This window comes from Alistipes sp. cv1 (assembly GCF_900240235.1).
GTDB classification, from domain to species: Bacteria; Bacteroidota; Bacteroidia; order Bacteroidales; family Rikenellaceae; genus Alistipes_A; species Alistipes_A hominis.
On the sequence record NZ_OEPW01000002.1, the window covers coordinates 1 to 17,068 of the forward strand.

14 protein-coding genes and 1 tRNA gene are annotated in these 17,068 nt (G+C 56.2%); 7 read left to right on the forward strand and 8 right to left on the reverse strand.

The annotated features are described in order from the left end of the window. The coding region (locus C1A08_RS13205) for a hypothetical protein (RefSeq protein ID WP_180951521.1) at positions 1-197 on the forward strand (197 nt) is incomplete at its 5' end. Between the two features lie 222 nt (positions 198-419). Here the strand turns inward: C1A08_RS13205 and C1A08_RS04360 are convergent. Then, positions 420-495, reverse strand: a tRNA-His gene (locus tag C1A08_RS04360). 256 nt (positions 496-751) lie between these two features. On the opposite strand from C1A08_RS04360, the gene C1A08_RS04365 reads away from it, so the two are divergent. Beyond that, complete coding sequence (locus tag C1A08_RS04365; protein ID WP_101571667.1) at positions 752-1,192, forward strand: hypothetical protein; 441 nt, start codon at positions 752-754, stop codon at positions 1,190-1,192. Between the two features lie 106 nt (positions 1,193-1,298). On the opposite strand, the gene C1A08_RS04370 is transcribed toward C1A08_RS04365, so the two are convergent. After that, on the reverse strand, positions 1,299-2,525 hold the full coding sequence (locus C1A08_RS04370; RefSeq protein WP_101571669.1) for an isocitrate dehydrogenase (NADP(+)): 1,227 nt from the start codon (positions 2,523-2,525) through the stop codon (positions 1,299-1,301). A gap of 157 nt (positions 2,526-2,682) precedes the next feature. Between C1A08_RS04370 and C1A08_RS04375 the strand changes: the two genes are divergently transcribed. Both C1A08_RS04375 and C1A08_RS04380 read left to right on the forward strand, forming a co-directional pair. Continuing rightward, a complete protein-coding gene (locus C1A08_RS04375) occupies positions 2,683-3,678 on the forward strand; it encodes a fimbrillin family protein (RefSeq protein ID WP_180951522.1) in 996 nt (331 codons plus the stop codon). A gap of 12 nt (positions 3,679-3,690) precedes the next feature. Then, entirely contained in the window at positions 3,691-4,674 is a 984-nt protein-coding gene (locus C1A08_RS04380) for a fimbrillin family protein (protein WP_101571673.1), read from the forward strand. Between the two features lie 68 nt (positions 4,675-4,742). Here the strand turns inward: C1A08_RS04380 and C1A08_RS04385 are convergent, their stop codons facing one another. Both C1A08_RS04385 and C1A08_RS04390 read right to left on the reverse strand, forming a co-directional pair. Continuing rightward, positions 4,743-5,207 carry a TspO/MBR family protein gene (locus C1A08_RS04385; RefSeq protein ID WP_055205203.1) on the reverse strand — a complete coding sequence of 155 codons (465 nt, stop codon included), beginning with the start codon at positions 5,205-5,207 and terminating at the stop codon, positions 4,743-4,745. Between the two features lie 294 nt (positions 5,208-5,501). After that, positions 5,502-7,070, reverse strand: coding sequence for a hypothetical protein (locus tag C1A08_RS04390; RefSeq protein WP_101571675.1), 1,569 nt, complete (start codon positions 7,068-7,070; stop codon positions 5,502-5,504). 573 nt (positions 7,071-7,643) lie between these two features. Here C1A08_RS04390 and C1A08_RS04395 point away from each other — a divergent pair. Further along, entirely contained in the window at positions 7,644-8,324 is a 681-nt protein-coding gene (locus C1A08_RS04395) for a recombinase family protein (protein ID WP_101571677.1), read from the forward strand. Between the two features lie 221 nt (positions 8,325-8,545). Here the strand turns inward: C1A08_RS04395 and C1A08_RS04400 are convergent, their stop codons facing one another. From C1A08_RS04400 to C1A08_RS04415, 4 genes are all read right to left on the reverse strand, one after another. Further along, the gene (locus C1A08_RS04400) at positions 8,546-9,874 is read right to left on the reverse strand and encodes a trehalase family glycosidase (RefSeq protein ID WP_101571679.1); all 1,329 of its coding nucleotides are present in this window, start codon (positions 9,872-9,874) and stop codon (positions 8,546-8,548) included. A 108-nt stretch (positions 9,875-9,982) separates the two neighbouring features. Next, complete coding sequence (gene frr / locus C1A08_RS04405) at positions 9,983-10,543, reverse strand: ribosome recycling factor (RefSeq protein WP_153497806.1); 561 nt, start codon at positions 10,541-10,543, stop codon at positions 9,983-9,985. A gap of 80 nt (positions 10,544-10,623) precedes the next feature. After that, the gene (gene pyrH / locus C1A08_RS04410; protein ID WP_055205207.1) at positions 10,624-11,337 is read right to left on the reverse strand and encodes a UMP kinase; all 714 of its coding nucleotides are present in this window, start codon (positions 11,335-11,337) and stop codon (positions 10,624-10,626) included. 10 nt (positions 11,338-11,347) lie between these two features. Beyond that, positions 11,348-12,199 (reverse strand): OmpA/MotB family protein, encoded by an 852-nt coding sequence (locus C1A08_RS04415; RefSeq protein WP_228385751.1) that lies wholly within the window; start codon positions 12,197-12,199, stop codon positions 11,348-11,350. A 178-nt stretch (positions 12,200-12,377) separates the two neighbouring features. Here C1A08_RS04415 and dxs point away from each other — a divergent pair, with 178 nt between their 5' ends. Both dxs and leuS read left to right on the forward strand, forming a co-directional pair. Continuing rightward, a complete protein-coding gene (gene dxs, locus C1A08_RS04420) occupies positions 12,378-14,261 on the forward strand; it encodes a 1-deoxy-D-xylulose-5-phosphate synthase (protein WP_101571681.1) in 1,884 nt (627 codons plus the stop codon). A gap of 6 nt (positions 14,262-14,267) precedes the next feature. Next, on the forward strand, positions 14,268-17,030 hold the full coding sequence (gene leuS, locus C1A08_RS04425) for a leucine--tRNA ligase (RefSeq protein ID WP_101571683.1): 2,763 nt from the start codon (positions 14,268-14,270) through the stop codon (positions 17,028-17,030). Positions 17,031-17,068: the final 38 nt, after the last annotated feature.

The window sequence follows — 17,068 nt, forward strand, 5'->3', positions numbered from 1 at the left end:
TGGACCGTTACGAATCGTATCTGAAAGTCGCTACGGTTCCCTACGCGTTCGACCGACCGCGCGGGTGGCTGCTGCACGAAGGCCGCCCGGTGCTGGTCGATAAGCTGACCCCGGTCGAACTGGAGTTTCTCGACTGGTCGGACATGGGGACGGGCCCCGTCGTGCGTTTCGTATTCAAAAAGGAGGAGTTCGTTTAATATGGGCGGCGCGATTATCCGTACGTTTCAATTCCGGTTTGCCGCTGGACGCGGCGGCCGGCGTGCGGATCGGGCGGCGGCAATGGATTGCCGGACAAATCGTTCGGGTTGGATGGGGCGCGTTTTGCGGGACGGGGGCAGCGTCCGCGTTGGAAGCGGTAAGGCAAACCGGACAATAAAAAAGCGCCCTTTTTAAAGGCGCTTTTGCGGATAAATCCGACAGGGTGGAAGATGGGTCTCGAACCCACGACCTTCGGAACCACAATCCGACGCTCTAACCAACTGAGCTACGTCCACCGTTTTACTGCCCGTTTCTTTCGGACAGCGTGCAAATTTAATACACTTTTCGATTATTGCAAAATTTTTGCGGCGGATTCTTCCCGAAAACGGGGAGCCGCCCGCCTCCTGCTTGTATTTTCCCGCTGTCCGCAGGGCGATCTTTTCGGGACGGGGCGGTTTGCCGGGCTGCCGTTCTCCGGCCGGCGGCGGCCTGCGAGCGGCGGCCCGCTGTTTTTGGCGGATTATTTGATAAATTTGCCGGACAAAGAACGCTTATGGAAAAACGTGCCCGTAAGTTCGGGGTCAACAGGCGGGCGCTGCTCGTGACGGCCGGGATCGTCTGGATCGTGGCCGGGGCGAATATTCTGCGGATCGGAGTGGTCACGTGGGCGAGTCAGTCCCATTACGGATTGTTCCGGGCGGGGGAGGCGATCGTCGTGTTCCTGTTGTTCTTCAACCTGGTTTTCAAACGTCTGTTTTACAAACATACGCAGCGGATCGAGCGGAAAGGCGACCGGAACTGCCCGTTTTCGTTTTTCGATGCGAAGGGGTGGATCGTGATGTGCTTCATGATTCTGTTCGGTATCCTGGCTCGGACGTGCCGCTGGCTGCCGGAGACGTTTATCGCCGTATTTTATACGGGACTCTCCGCCGCGCTGATCGTAACGGGCGTTCTGTTTCTGCGCTACCGCTATCGGAACAAAGACCGGCTGTGAATCCGTTCCGGGGGAGAATCCGGCGAAGGACTTTGGCAGTATCATATAACGGGCGGCCCGGCTTTTTCCGAAGCCGGGCCGCCGCAATACGGAAGGGGAACGCATTTTACGCCAGTTTCTTGCGCAGGTTGTCGTCGAGCGCCGCGAGGAACTCTTCGGTGTTGAGGTAATCTTCGCGGGAAACTTTCGACCCCTTGACCAGCAGCGCCAGGTCTTTGGTCATCTTGCCCGATTCGACCGTCTCGACGCAAACTTCTTCGAGCGCGCGGGAAAAATGCGCCAGGGCTTCGTTGCCGTCGAGTGCGGCACGGTGCGCCAGACCGCGCGTCCAGGCGAATATCGACGCGATCGGGTTGGTCGAGGTCTCCTCGCCCCGCTGGTGCATCCGGTAGTGGCGGGTCACGGTGCCGTGCGCCGCTTCGGCTTCCATCGTCTTGCCGTCCGAAGTGACCAGCACCGAGGTCATCAGCCCCAGCGAGCCGAAGCCCTGCGCGACGGTGTCCGACTGCACGTCGCCGTCGTAGTTCTTGCAGGCCCATACGAAGCCGCCGTTCCATTTCAGCGCCGAAGCGACCATGTCGTCGATCAGCCGGTGTTCGTAGACCAGTCCCAGCTCGTCCATCCGCTGCTTGTAGTCGTTGCGGTAGATCTCTTCGAAAATGTCTTTGAAACGGCCGTCGTATTTTTTCAGAATCGTATTTTTCGTGCTCAGGTACAGCGGCCATTTCTTGCTGAGGGCCATGTTGAAACAGGCGTGAGCGAAACCGCGGATCGACGCGTCGGTGTTGTACATGCACAGCGCCACGCCGTCGCCCTTGAAATCGTACACTTCCCACGACCGGCTCTCTCCGTTCTCGCCGGTGAAGGTCATGGTCAGTTTGCCGGGACCTTTCGTAACGACGTCCGTCGCGCGGTATTGGTCGCCGAAAGCGTGACGCCCGATGCAGATCGGACGGGTCCATCCGGGCACCAGGCGCGGCACGTTGCGGCAGATGATCGGTTCGCGGAAGACCGTTCCGTCGAGGATGTTGCGGATCGTGCCGTTCGGCGACTTCCACATCTTTTTCAAACCGAACTCCCGGACGCGCGCTTCGTCCGGCGTAATGGTGGCGCACTTGATGCCGACGTTGTATTTTTTGATCGCCTCGGCGGCTTCTACGGTAACCCGGTCGTCGGTGGCATCGCGGTTTTGGATGCTTAGATCGTAATATTTGATATCCAGGTCGAGGTAGGGAAGGATCAGCTTGTCTTTGATGAATTTCCAGATGACGCGGGTCATTTCGTCGCCATCGAGCTCCACAACGGGATGATTGACTTTGATTTTTGATTTCATGCCGGATTCGGTTGAATTGAATTGTACTCTGTATGCTTCCGCAAATTTAGCTCAAAATATTGTTTTTTGCAACGAAGCCCGCCGGAGGGCGGGGCGGTCGTCCGGTAAGGTTTGGCAGCGTTTATGTTATAATCGTAATACATGGTTATTCACTCGGATGATGCGCGCACTGCTTTTTTCGGTTGTTTTCCTGGCCGGATGTACCGGTTGGACGGAGGAAGATCCGCCGGTGCCGGAGCTGGCTGTCGAAGTGTCGGGGGGAGTTCGCCCGGCGGCCCCGGCATCTAAAACCAGCGCGAGTGGCAGCGCCGTTTCGTTCGTTTCCGGCGACCGGATCGGCATCAGCGAGACCCTGACAGGCCGCAGTAACGTGCTTTTTTCTTATAACGGCAGCGCGTGGAGTACGACGACCCCGATGTACTGGTACAACCGTACCGCCACGCACACCTTCTATGCTTACTATCCGTACAATGCGTCGAATCAGTCCAACGTAGTGCCGATGCCGGTGCTGGCGAACCAGCAGGTATCGACGGCGGTCGACGTTGCCTGCGACATGCTCGTGACGGGGCCGAAGCAACAGGCCTATCCGGCGGGTTCCTCGGTAGCGTTCGTTTTTTCACATGCGTTTTCGGTGTTGCAGTTCAACATTACGATGGGAGTCATCAATACCTATACGCTGAAGAGCCTGACGCTGCGGGGCGGAAATACGGCGAGCGGATCGTCCGGTTACGGCATCGTCAATACCGTGAATACGGTCGCCCAGATCGGTTACAACCTCGTAACCGGCGCCGTGCAGGCGGCGGCGAACAACAGCTCCGTCTACGCGCAGACCCTGACCAAAAGCATCCCTTCGACCGGGCTGATCGGCAGCATTCCCGTGACGGTCTATGTGCTGGCGCTTCCGGGACAATACCTCAATCCCGTGCCGGCTGTCAAGTTCACCGTTGCCCCGCTGATAGGCAGCAATCAGGATACGGATTACGCGAACCTGTCGAACAACACCTTCTCGGCCGGAACCAAATATGTTTACAATGTCAAAATCGGCGGGATCATCACGAAAGTTCCGCAGCCGTGCGGCGCTGCGGGGAAATTGCCCGTAACGATCGAGCGGGACACGGTGATAAATTTATCGAATAAAAGTTTTATCCATTAAAATTAATCGGTTATGAAAAAGATGTTATTCCTGACGGCGGTTGCCGCGGCGTGGATCGCCTGCGACCGCGACGACGAATGCCGGCCCACGGCCGACGACGGGCAACAAATTACGATCCTGGCCGGAATCGCCGACTCGAAGCCGGTCTCCGACGTTATCCCCGAATCCAAAACGACGATTACCGGCAGCACGGCGGCGTGGAAAAGCGGCGACCAGCTCGGGCTGTTTTGCACGCAGTCGGTTCCCGCTGCCGTGAACGTTTCCTTTTCCGCGACCGGGAACGGCGCGAGCGCGACTTGGAGCGCCGACAGTCCGATTTACTGGGGGGCTCCGGCCACCACTCCTCATACTTTTCTCGCTTATTCGCCTTATGCCTCGGGCAACAGTTCGGCTTCGGCGGTGAAGGTGCCTGCGCTGAATGTGCAGACGGGAACCGTCAACCCGGCGCTCGACCTGTTGATCTCGAACAACCTGGCTTCTTCCGGGGTGCTTCGCTCGGCCGGAGCGGTCGGTCTTGTTTTTACCCATGCGCTCTCGCTGCTCGAGTTCGATATCACCATCAACAGCAGTATCGCGGCGAACACGACGCTGACCTCTTTTACGGTCGCTGCGGGAAGTTCGGATAAGGTCTATACGACCGACGGCAATTCGACCATCGCGCTTTCCACCGGTGCGATCACGCCGGGCAGCGGCGTGACCAATACGACTACGATGACGCCGGGCGCGACCGTGACGCTCAGCGCGACGTCTGCTTCGGTTTACGTGCTGGTGCTCCCCGGCACTTACAGCCAGGCGCCGACTCTGGCGATCAATCTCAACGAAGGAGGAACTTCGGCCATTGCGGTTCCGCCGGCGTCGCTGACGACGACGACATTTGCGGCCGGCTCCAAATACACTTATGCGGTCAGCATTGCCCGTACCGCCATTACGATCTCCAATCCGACGATTACCGACTGGACGAACGTCAACGGTTCCGCGATCAATCCCGGCCTGTAAGTCGTTCGATAAAAAGCAAATATCCCGCGTCGCCGACCCGACGACGCGGGATATTTGCGCGCGGACTGCTAATTGGTAAGCATGATGTAGCCGTTCAGGTAGGTGGCGAACAGTACCCACAGCGCATAAGGAGCGAACAGGACGGATGCGGTTTTGCTGACCGGATAACTTTTGATCAGGTAGTAAATGACGAATATGTCGAGCGTCAGAATATCGATCATACCGAGCAGCGGATTTCGCAGGTAGAAGAACAGGTAGCTCCAGATGAAATTCGAGAACAGTTGAACGCAGAAAAGACGGATCAGAAAGTCTCTCTGCGGAGCGCTGGAAAGGTAAATCAGTCCGGCGGATATGCCCATGCACAGGTAAAGGATTCCCCACGCGATGGGAAATACGATATTCGGCGGCGTCAGCGGCGGTTTGCGCAGGGTCGGATACCATTCGCGGATGGAATCCGCCTGGATCAGTCCGGCGAGGTAGCCCAGCAGCAGGCAAACCAGTATCGGAACGGCGAATGCGAGAATTTTTTTCATAAGTCTCCGGTTGAGATCGGAAGGCGCTGCAATTATCGTGCAACGGCGGTGGCGGCATCCGGACAAAAAAGAGCGAACGGCGAACCGCTGCCGGCAACGGCCGGTGTTGCGGAACGCCTGTTCGCCCGACTCATGAAAAAGCCGCCCGGAATCACTCGGGGCGGCTTTTAAATTCTCCGGATAAACAGGGTATTCCCGGAATTACTGGGGGGAGAATCCCGGATTTTTTACCCGAAGAGAAAACGAAAACTACTGTCCATTAATTTACTTCACTTACCCTGTTGGTTGTCCGATTTACTCGGCATATTGATAGGAACTCATCCAAGTTCTCCAGCTCGATCTGCTTATCCCGTACTGATAGGTAAGCAGGTGTACTGCGGAAGTGACATGTCCCTGGTCGTTGCCTACGACCCGCGGATATTTCAGGCGGACGCGGGTATTGTCGGTGACGATGCCGATCTGTTCCCATCCGGTGATGCCGTCCGTCGATTGCCATATGGCTAGGTAGGTGTTCACTTCGTTGACATTTACTCCATGAATGGCCTGGAAACAGTTCAACTCTTCGACGTATTTGACATCGCAACCGCTCACGGAATTTGCCGCGAATTTATTGCGGTCGATGACTTTCCCTTTGTCGGAGAGTGCCGCGGGCCAGTTCGAATCGCTGGCATTGGCCGTGGCGAGGTGGATGTCGTAGACGTCGATAGCCTGATCGTTGTAAGTGTAATACAGGTATATCTGTCCGTCTTTGACGATCAGGCTGGCTTCTCCCACGCCGAAGAAGGTCTCTTCGGCCGTCAGGTTAGCGCTTACGATCGCCGCGGGATCGCCTCCCCAACCTGTTCCGTTCCATTTCTCCCAGTTTTCCCCGTCCGGGGTCGCGCTGCGGGCAACGAACAGTTCGTTGTCGGTGGTTTCCACGACGGTCGTCGAGCCCGTGTAGACCATATAATAGTAGTCCCCGATTTTAACCACTGCGGGATCTTTTGCATAATAGCTGTCGGCTTTTTTGTCGGTGGGCGCTACGGCTACGATATCGTCTTCCGACCAGGTGAGATCGTTCGTTACCGACGATGCGGTGTAATACCTGATCTGGGCCGAATAACCTACGTCGGCCGGGGAAACGTACTGGACTTTTGTCCTGAATGCCTGCGTTCCGCTCAACTCCGTGCCATTGTGCCATACGGTCATGTTTTCCCCGATGCCGGCGCCCCAGCAACCCGGGGTTCCGGAGATGCGTTCCATATACAGCAGGTAGGTGCCGGCGGGGAATTTGACGTTCCCGGTCTCGTCGGCGTAACCGCTGTTGTTCGTATTGATCTCCAGCGAGCTGTTGTCTGCGTAGTTCATGTGGTCGTATTGGGCGATCGGGGTTCCGCTTACCGTTGAAATGTAGTTGTCATTCCATTGGTAAAGCTCCCAGTGGAAGCAGGCCGTATTCGTGCTCCATCCCGGACAGTCCACGATCCATCCGTAGAACGATTGGTTGAATGTGTATTTGATCGCCCCGCTGTTGCCGTTGCTGTGCATGGGGTACGGACCGCCTCCGTCGCCGGAACCGTTCAGACTGGTAGCGGCGGGAAGCGAGCCGGTCGTTCCTCCCGGAGTGGAGAACCAGGCGCTCATCGTGCCGTTCGAATTGGCGATCATCGCTGCGGCATAACGGAAATCGCTCGAAGAGGCGGGTTGGTAGATCGATTTTCCATCGCCTTTGACTACCGGAACTCCCGGTACGATGACCTCTTCGGGCCGGGCGTATTGCTCCGAGATCGGTTCCGGTCCGGGGAAACCCTCGCAACTGGTCAACTGTACGGCCAGCAGTGTGACGATGAATACTTGAATCGAAAAGACTAATTTTTTCATAATTAAACAAGTTAAAAGAAATATTTAGACAAGTGTATGTGTAGTTTCTTTGTTTCCGGTACGTAAAGAATATAAAAGATGCCGATATCCTCCACCCTTGACACATCATTCTTCCCTTAATCGCTTCGGCTTATCGTTTCTTTGTTTAAAATACGGCAAATTTTACTCCTTGAAAGTTAATTATTCGCCATGCGTCCGCTTCCTTTTCATTAGTTTCCGATACTGTTTTTAGTCGTGTGACATGCAAGTAGTTTTTGTATTTATGTTTTAATGTCCTTGTTTTTAGATTGTTAATCGCAATCAAACAGATTCAAACGTTGATCTTTAACCACTAAGATACAAATTTTTTTATTAAAAAATAGATTTCTTATAAAAAAATACAGATCAGCGTGTTGAAAACCTACCGATGCGAGTATAAATATCTATCTGATAATTAAAAACGACCAGTTAAAAATGAACGTCTTTTCCTCCGTATTTCGATCTTTTTGTAATGTATATACGCCGTTTTTTGCTATATTTAAACCGGCTTTCCCCGTTGGGTATGTGGAAATAAATTTATTGGAATAAAAACTTATGGTGGTTGGATATTTGAGAGTCAGTACGGAGAAGCAACACCTGTCAAATCAACAAGATGAGATTCTTCGATTCGCCCAGACCCGGAATATGGAAATCGATCGTTGGGTGACGGAGGTGGTCAGCGGCAAGAAAGATCAAAAGGACCGCAAGCTGGGAAGTATTCTGCGGCGTTTGAAAAACGGCGATACGTTGATCGTTACCGAAATTTCGCGGTTGAGCAGAACGCTTACGGAAATTATGACGATCATGGGACATTGTTTGGATAAAGGGATTACCCTTTATTCGACCAAGGACGGTTATGCCTTTGACGATACGATCAACAGTAAAGTCCTGTGCTTCGCTTTCGGTCTCGTGGCGGAGATCGAACGGAACCTGATCTCGATGCGTACGAAGGAGGCGCTCGCCCTACGCAAGGCCGAAGGCGTGCAGCTCGGCCGAAGGAAAGGTTTTTGCCCGAAGTTCCGGATTCTGTCCGAGAATTGCGCCGAAATCGTCGAGATGTTGCGTAACGGCGCGACGATCGTGTCGGTTTGCAGGAAATACCAGGTATCGGTCGATACGTTCAAAGCTTTTCGGAAACGCCATGCGCAAATAAACGATATCATCGAGCATCGGAATAAAATACGGGGAATCCGGCAGGAGTGGTACGAGGCCCGTAGAAAATCGAAACAAGAGTAAATAAATGAAAACCTTTCGAAATTTACGTTCGAAAGGTTTTTATTTTTGTTAAAAAAAGCCCCGGAAGGGAATCACAGGCTTTGCGACCTGCACCACCAGTGAATAAGAAAAACATAACAAAATCATATGCACGAAACATACCAAGATAGAATGATAGCTATCCGATTCTCTCCCGGGGCCGTAACCGGGAAAAGAGCAAGTTCCGTGCCGGAATAAGGGCTTCAGCGGGCGGTGCGGTCGAGGTAATCGGTCGCAAAGACGAAGGTGCCTGCCGTCCAGCCGACCATGGTCGGCATCTCGTATTCGTTGCTGACGTTGATGTTGCCTTCCACGACGTTGTACTTCTCCCACAGGTTGCGGGTCTTCTGGAAATTACGGATTACCGTAGCGGCGTATTTCGACGCGATGCGGCGGGCGTCCTCGCGGAAACCGTAATTGTCCAGGCCTTTGATCGCCAGGAAATGCAGCGGAGCCCAGCCGTTCGGGTACGACCATTGGTAGGCGTACGGGTAGTCTTTGTTCTCGCAGGCGGCGATACCGTGCGGGAATTCGAGCGCGTCGAGCGCGCGGACGATCCCCGGAGCGTCCTTTATGGGGACGGCTCCGGCATACAGCAGGCTGAACACTGCCGCCGAAACGACGTCGGAACGCTTGCCGTTCACGTAGTCGTAATCGTAGTACATGCCGTTTCGGGGGTCTCGGCAGTACTTGCGGATTAGTTTTTTACGGTCTTTCGCTTTGCGCGCCCACCGTTTTGCGGCGGCTTTGTCGCCGAGTTCATCCGCGAAAAATTCGAAATTCTTTTCGTACAGATACAGGTTCGCGTTCAGATCGACGGGGCAGAAGTCCATGCAGCGCGTCTGGAACCGGGGATTGAAATCCCAACCCGATTCGGCTTCGGCGATGTAGTGCGAGCCGACGTCCAGCAGTTCTTGGTGCGAGAGCCCGTCCGTCTTGAAACGACTGCCTAAGCGCACTTTCAGCATGTCGACGAAATCCATCTTATCCCGGTCGGTGCCTTCGTTCCCGTACCGGTTCAGACCGGTCGGCGCGATCCGTTCGCTCATCCAGAATCGGTACTCTTTTTCGAGCGTCGGCAGCACTTTGCGCAGCCACTCCTTGTCGCCGGTGCTGCGGTAGACGCTGGCGATCATCATGCTCAGGAACGGGGGCTGGGAACGGTTTTGGAATACGGTCAGGTTGCCGTTGTACATTTTACCGAAACGGTCTACCATGTAGAGCATGTTCTCGGCGTTGCTCCGGGCCAGGTCGACATGCCCGTCGAGGATCAGCCCCTCGCCGGTGAAATAGGTGTCCCAGTAGTACATCTCCTGGAATGCGCCGCTGATGCTCGGCACGGTGTAGCGGTACGGGAGACCGATGCGGGTGCCTTCGTCTTCGGTGTTGAACCGGACGGTCTTGTCCCACGAGTTCCGGATGAAGCGGTGCACTTCGTCCCGGTCGGCGGCGGAGGGCGTTTCTCCCTGCGAGAATGAAAGCAGGGCCGGAGCGATCAACAGCAACCCCCACAGTTTCGTTATTTTTTTCATGTGTCTTTAGACGTTTGTTTTTTTTTAATCGGTCGGTTCTGTGCCGAATGCAAAAACCGCATTTATGCAAAAATGCGGTTTTGTGATTTTCCGGATACGAAGTGCCGGTCAGACCGTCATGATCTCCTTCTCTTTAGCGGAGAACAGGTCGTCCACTTTCTTCGCGTATTTGTCGGTCAGTTTCTGGGCCGACTCTTCGCCGTCTTTCGCCGCGTCCTCGGGCATACCGTCTTTTTGCGCTTTCTTGAACGCGTCGACCAGGTCGCGGCGGATGCCGCGCAGGCTTACGCGGGCCGTTTCGGTTTCCGCCTTGATCTGTTTTACCAGCTCTTTACGGCGCTCCTCGGTCAGCGGCGGAATATTCAGCCGGATGTGCTCGCCGTTGTTCGACGGCGTCAGGCCGATGTTGGCGACCAGGATGGCTTTCTCGATCACCGGGATCATTTTCTTTTCCCACGGCTGCACCAGTACGGTGCGGGCGTCGGGCACCGTAATGCTGGCTACCTGCGAGATGTCCGTCGGCGTGCCGTAATATTCGACCAGGATGCCGTTGAGTACGTTGACGCTCGCCTTGCCGGCTCTGACCGATGCGAGTTCTTCGGTCAGGTGGGCGATGACTTTGTCCATTTTCACCTGGGCCGCGTCGAGAAGTTCTTTCGATTCTATCATGTCCGTGTATGTTTTAAGTCAAAAACGTGTTTTCGTTATCATGCCGCCGCTGGGATTTCCCGGCAGGGACCGTCGAGACGTCAGTCGTTTTTCACGACCGTTCCGATCGGTTCGCCGGCGATCACTTTTTGCAGGTTGCCCGGCGTGTCCATGTCGAATACCACGATCGGCAGGTCGTTCTCCTTGCACATCGTGAATGCCGTGAGATCCATCACTTTCAGCCGCCGACGGTACACTTCGTCGAACGTGATCTCCGCGAATTTGGTCGCCGTCGGATCTTTTTCCGGGTCGGCCGTATAGACGCCGTCCACGCGCGTGCCTTTCAGCAGTACCTCCGCTTCGATCTCTACGCCGCGCAGCGCCGAAGCCGTGTCGGTCGTGAAGTACGGATTGCCCGTGCCGCCGGCGATGATGACGATCCAGCCGGCTTCCATCAGTTCCAGCGCTTTGGCCTTCGTATAGAGTTCCCCGACCGGTTCCATCCGGATCGACGTCAGTACCCGGGCTTTCGCTCCGGCGCTTTCGAGCGCGCCCTGTAACGCCAGCGAGTTGATAACGGTCGCCAGCATCCCCATCTGGTCGCCCTTGACGCGGTCGAATCCGCGGCTTACTCCGCTCAGCCCGCGGAAGATATTGCCTCCTCCGATTACGATGCCGACCTGCACGCCCGTGGCGGCTACTGTTCGGATCTGTTCGGCATATTGGTTCAACACCTCGGTAGAAAGACCGTATTTCTGAGCTCCCATCAGCGATTCGCCGCTGAGTTTTAACAGGACGCGTTTATAAATCGACATGTTTTCGTTTTTATTGTTTTTCCATCAGTTGCATCAGCTCGTCGAGCTTCGGCGTCAGGATGATTTCGGTGCGACGGTTTTTGGCGCGCGCTTCGGACGTTTTGGCCGGATCGACGGGCAGCGATTCGCCGCGTCCGGCGGCGATGATGCGGTTCGGGTCGATCCCTTTGTTTTCGAGCAGCAGCCGCACGACGGTCGTGGCGCGTTTCGCGCTCAGGTCGAGGTTGTCCTTCAACTGGCCGTTCGGACGGTAGGGCACGTCGTCCGTATGTCCCTCGACCATCACGTTGATATCGGCGTTCTGCGCCAGCACTTCGGCCAGGTCGCGGACGGCGCGCGCGCCGTTCGGGTCAATTTCGAAACTGCCCGAACGGAATAGCAGTTTGTCGTCCATCGAGACGTATACGTTGCCGTTGCGGATCGAGATCGACAATCCCTTGCCTTCGAAGCCGGTCAGCGCGTCGGTCACTTTGCGGCGGATGGCGTCGATCGCCTCCTCGCGGCTTTTAAGCATCCCTTCGAGTTCGGCCACGCGGCGGACGCGGTCGTTCAGCGCCATCTCCTTGTCCTCGAGTTCGCGCAACATCCGCGCCGATTCGGCGGAACCGTCGGCCAACAGTTGCTTATAACGTTTCTTACACTCCTTCAGGTCGTTCGACAGGCGCGTGGTGTCGGCAATCAACTGCATTTTCTCGGCCGTCAGTTTGTCGTTCAAGGCCCCCATATCTTCGAGGCGGCTTTTCGAAGCGGTCAGTTCCCCTTCCAAGCGCAGCGCTTCGGCTTTCATCGAATTGAATTTTTTGGTTGAGACGCATGAAAACGCAGTCAGGGCAACCAAACCGAGGACAATCAGTTTTTTCATAGATCCAAAGTTTTTGGGCGGCCGGCTTCGCCGTCCGTGGCGGAACCGGGAACGATCCGCCGCCGGCATATCTGCCACGAAGATACAAAACAATTTAGAATGTACAAAAACTATCCGCGGGCCGATATTTGCCGGTAATTTATTACCTTTGCGTCTAAATTGTTTTTTAGGGTCCCCAATGACCGAATCATCCTACAAATACCTCTACCGGATCGATTCTCCGGCCGATCTGCGGAAACTTTCGCAGCAGGAACTGGTCGGCTACTGCGACGAGCTGCGTCGATTCATCATCGAGCAGCTCGCGCTGAATCCCGGCCATCTGGGATCGAGTCTCGGCGTCGTCGAGCTGACCGCCGCGTTGCATTACGTATTCGATACGCCGTACGACAAGCTGATCTGGGACGTGGGCCATCAGGCCTATGCCCACAAGATCATCACCGGCCGCCGCGACAGTTTCCGGATGAACCGCAAGCTGAACGGGCTGAGCGGATTCCCGAAGATGGAGGAGAGCGCTTACGACGCGTTCGGGGGAGGGCATGCCTCGACCTCCATTTCGGCGGCGTTGGGCATCGCGACGGCGACGGCCTTGCGCGGCGAGCGGCGGCATGCGGTGGCTGTGATCGGCGACGGAGCGTTGACCGGGGGGCTGGCTTTCGAAGGATTGAACAACGCCGGGGCGGCCAATACCGATCTGCTGGTGATCTTGAACGACAACCGGATGGCGATCGACCCGAACGTAGGCGCGTTGAAAGAATACCTGCTGAGCATTTCGACTTCGAAACGGTACAATGCCGTGAAAAACCGCGCGTGGGCGCATATGGAGCGGACTCCGCGGCTGAGACGGCTGATCCAAAAAGTGGGTAATGCGCTGAAACAGGGCTTCCTGCAGCAGAGCAACCTGTTCGAGAGTTTGCGCTTCCGCTATTTCGGGCCGGTGGACGGACACGACGTAGGGCAACTGACCCGTGTGCTGCAGGATCTGAAGGAGATAAAAGGTCCCAAATTACTGCACGTGCTGACCGTCAAAGGAAAAGGATACAGTCCGGCGGAACGGGATCAGAAAATATGGCATGCGCCGGGAGTTTTCAATCCGGAAACCGGGGAACGTGCGACCCACGGCGGCAACGGCGACGAGCCGCCTCTTTATCAAAAGGTGTTCGGGGAGACGATCCTCGAATTGGCCCGGACGAACGACCGGATCGTGGGGATCACCCCCGCGATGCCGACCGGCTGCGGGTTGAATATCCTGATGCGCGAGATGCCGGAGCGCTGTTTCGACGTCGGGATCGCCGAAGGACATGCCGTGACTTTCTCGGCGGGTCTGGCTGCGGCCGGCATGGTGCCGTTCTGTAACATCTATTCGTCGTTCATGCAGCGGGCTTACGATAACGTGATTCACGACGTGGCGCTGCAGGGGTTAAACGTGGTGATGTGCCTCGACCGCGCCGGACTGGTCGGCGAGGACGGCGCCACGCACCAGGGAGCGTTCGATATCGCCTATATGCGTTCGATTCCGGACATTACCGTCGCGGCGCCGATGGACGAGGTCGAACTGCGGAACTTGATGTATACGGCTTCGCTCGGGCGCGGCCCGTTCGTGATCCGCTATCCGCGGGGGGCGGGCGTGAGATCCGACTGGCGGCAGCCTTTCCGCGAGATCCCGGTGGGACGCGGTCGCTGGCTGCGCGACGGGACGGATGTGGCGGTGCTGTCGTTGGGGCATGTGGGGAATACGGTAGCCGAAGCGGTGGAACGGGCCTCGGCCGATGGCGTTTCGGCCGCCCACATCGATCTGCGTTTCGCCAAACCGCTGGATGCGACCTGTTTGCACGAGGTAGGCAGGCGTTTCGGGCGGATCGTCGTCGTCGAAGACGGAACCGTTACGGGGGGAGTCGGATCGGCCGTGCTGGAATTTATGAATGCGTACGGTTACAGACCGCAGGCGGAATTGCTCGGGATTCCCGACCGTTTCATCGGGCAGGGCACGCAGGAACAGTTGCGCCGTATCTGCGGTTTCGACCTCGAAGGCATCTACCGGACAATTATGAAAAGCAAAAAATAAGGGCTTATGGAGTACAATTTCGCGGAAATCGAACAGAAGTGGCAGAAACGCTGGATCGAACGTAAAACCTACAAGGTCGAAGTCGATCCGTCGCGGCCGAAGTTCTACGTGCTGGATATGTTTCCGTACCCGTCGGGGGCGGGGCTGCATGTCGGACACCCGCTGGGGTATATCGCGTCGGACATTTATACGCGTTACAAGCGGCTGAAAGGATTCAACGTGCTGCATCCGATGGGATACGACGCGTTCGGACTGCCGGCCGAACAGTATGCGATCCAGACCGGGCAGCATCCGGCCGTTACGACCGAGAAAAACATCGACCGCTACCGCGAACAGTTGGATAAGATCGGGTTCAGTTTCGACTGGGATCGAGAAGTGCGTACCTGCGATCCGGGGTATTACCATTGGACGCAATGGGCCTTCCTCAAAATGTTCGACAGTTTTTACTGCAATGACGAGAACAAGGCGCTGCCGATTTCGAAGCTGGTCGAAGCGTTCGAGCGGGCGGGAACCGAGGGGCTGAACGCAGCCTGCACCCGGGAGATGTCGTTTACGGCAGCCCAGTGGAAAGTCATGAGCGAGGCCGAAAAAGAGAATGTCTTGCAGAATTACCGGCTGGCGTTCCGCGCCGATACGATGGTGAACTGGTGTCCGGGGCTCGGTACGGTGCTGGCTAACGACGAGGTGAAGGACGGGCTGTCGGTGCGCGGCGGTTTCCCGGTGGAGCAAAAGCGAATGAAACAGTGGTTGCTGCGCGTGACGGCTTATGCGCAGCGGATGCTCGACGGGCTCGACCGGCTCGAGTGGAGCGATTCGCTGAAAGAGATCCAGCGCAACTGGATCGGCCGCAGCGAAGGGGCACAGGTGTTTTTCGGATTGAAAGGGCTTGACGAGCAACTCGAAATCTTTACGACGCGGGCGGATACCATTTTCGGGGTTACGTTCATGGTGCTGGCTCCGGAACACGAGCTGGTCGGCAAACTGACCGCGCCGGAATACAAGGACGCCGTCGAAAATTATCTGGAAGAAGCTAAAAAACGTTCCGAAAGGGAACGTATGGCCGACACCAAGCGCGTGAGCGGCCAGTTCACCGGCGGCTACGCGATCAATCCGTTCAACGGCAAGGAGATTCCTATTTATGTCAGCGATTACGTGCTGTCCGGTTACGGGACGGGCGCGATCATGGCCGTGCCTGCGCACGATAGCCGCGATTACGCCTTTGCAAAGCACTTCGGTCTGCCGATCGTTCCGGTGGTCGAGGGCGGCGACCTGTCGGTCGGGTCGTACGACGCCAAGTCCGGAACAATGATCAACTCCGAATTCCTGACCGGTATGGATGTCAGGGAAGCGATTCCTGCGATGATCGACGAGATAGAGAAGCGCGGATTCGGCAGTCGTAGGGTCAACTATCGGCTGCGCGACGCGATTTTCAGCCGACAGCGTTACTGGGGAGAGCCGTTTCCCATCTATTATAAGGACGACGTCGCCTGTCCGCTGTCGGAAGACCGGCTGCCGTTGCAGTTGCCTCCGATGCGGGATTTCGGCCCGACGGCCGACGGCGAACCGCCGCTGGCGCGGGCGAAGGATTGGCATACGGACGAAGGGTATCCGTACGAACTGAGCACGATGCCCGGTTTCGCCGGATCGTCGGCCTACTACCTGCGCTACATGGACCCGCATAACGACAAGGAACTCGTCTCGAAAGAGGCGGACGAGTACTGGCGCAACGTGGACCTGTACGTCGGCGGCATCGAGCATGCGACCGGACACTTGATGTATTCGCGTTTCTGGAATATGTTTTTGTACGACATAGGCTGCGTCTGCGAGCCGGAACCTTTCAAAAAGCTGATCAATCAGGGGATGATCCAGGGGCGTTCGAACTTCGTCTACCGGATCAAGGGAACCAATAAATATGTCTCCGTAGGATTGAAAGACGGGTACGATACGCAGGAGATCCACGTGGACGTCAACATCGTGCGCAACGACGTGCTCGATCTGGACGCGTTCCGCAAATGGATGCCCGAGTACGCCGACGCCGAATTCGTGCTCGAAGACGGGAAATACGTTTGCGGTTGGGCCATCGAGAAGATGTCGAAATCGATGTACAACGTCGTCAACCCCGACCACATCGTCCGCGATTACGGGGCCGATACGCTGCGGATGTACGAGATGTTCCTCGGCCCGCTCGAACAAAGCAAGCCGTGGGATACGAACGGCATCGACGGCGTGCATAAGTTCCTGCGCCGGTTCTGGCGGCTGTTCTTCGACCGCGACGGGAAGTTGATTCTGACCGACGAAAAACCGACGGCCGGGGAGCTGAAGACGCTGCATAAAACGATTCGGAAAGTGACCGAAGACATCGAAAATTTCTCGTTCAATACGTCGGTCAGCGCTTTTATGATCTGCCTGAACGAACTGAGCAACCAGAAGTGCGCGAAACGCGCGGTGCTCGAACCGCTGGTCGTGCTGATCGCGCCGTTCGCTCCGCACCTTGCCGAAGAGGTCTGGGAACAATTGGGGCACGGAACTTCCGTTTTCGACGCTCGTTTCCCGGAGTACGACGAAAAATACCTCGTGGAAGATAGTTTCGAATATCCGGTATCGTTTAACGGAAAGATGCGGTTTAAAAAGGAACTGTCGCTGTCGTTGTCTCCGAAAGAGGTCGAAGCGGCCGTGCTGGCCGATCCCGCCGCCGGGAAGTACCTGGAAGGGAAAACCCCGAAAAAGGTGGTGGTCGTTCCCGGTAAGATCGTCAATGTCGTTTGCTGATTGCCGATCCAAGGGGTAGATGTAAAAACACGGGGCGC

What these genes read in the sequence shown, in the direction of transcription:
- pyrH (WP_055205207.1), bottom strand. Translation starts at nt 11,337, where the DNA reads ATGTCGATTTATAAACGCGTCCTGTTAAAACTCAGCGGCGAATCGCTG.
- C1A08_RS04400 (WP_101571679.1), bottom strand. Translation starts at nt 9,874, where the DNA reads ATGAAAAAAATAACGAAACTGTGGGGGTTGCTGTTGATCGCTCCGGCC.
- C1A08_RS04375 (WP_180951522.1), top strand. Translation starts at nt 2,683, where the DNA reads ATGATGCGCGCACTGCTTTTTTCGGTTGTTTTCCTGGCCGGATGTACC.
- C1A08_RS04390 (WP_101571675.1), bottom strand. Translation starts at nt 7,070, where the DNA reads ATGAAAAAATTAGTCTTTTCGATTCAAGTATTCATCGTCACACTGCTG.
- C1A08_RS04385 (WP_055205203.1), bottom strand. Translation starts at nt 5,207, where the DNA reads ATGAAAAAAATTCTCGCATTCGCCGTTCCGATACTGGTTTGCCTGCTG.
- C1A08_RS04380 (WP_101571673.1), top strand. Translation starts at nt 3,691, where the DNA reads ATGAAAAAGATGTTATTCCTGACGGCGGTTGCCGCGGCGTGGATCGCC.
- frr (WP_153497806.1), bottom strand. Translation starts at nt 10,543, where the DNA reads ATGATAGAATCGAAAGAACTTCTCGACGCGGCCCAGGTGAAAATGGAC.
- dxs (WP_101571681.1), top strand. Translation starts at nt 12,378, where the DNA reads ATGACCGAATCATCCTACAAATACCTCTACCGGATCGATTCTCCGGCC.
- C1A08_RS04365 (WP_101571667.1), top strand. Translation starts at nt 752, where the DNA reads ATGGAAAAACGTGCCCGTAAGTTCGGGGTCAACAGGCGGGCGCTGCTC.
- C1A08_RS04415 (WP_228385751.1), bottom strand. Translation starts at nt 12,199, where the DNA reads ATGAAAAAACTGATTGTCCTCGGTTTGGTTGCCCTGACTGCGTTTTCA.
- leuS (WP_101571683.1), top strand. Translation starts at nt 14,268, where the DNA reads ATGGAGTACAATTTCGCGGAAATCGAACAGAAGTGGCAGAAACGCTGG.
- C1A08_RS04395 (WP_101571677.1), top strand. Translation starts at nt 7,644, where the DNA reads ATGGTGGTTGGATATTTGAGAGTCAGTACGGAGAAGCAACACCTGTCA.
- C1A08_RS04370 (WP_101571669.1), bottom strand. Translation starts at nt 2,525, where the DNA reads ATGAAATCAAAAATCAAAGTCAATCATCCCGTTGTGGAGCTCGATGGC.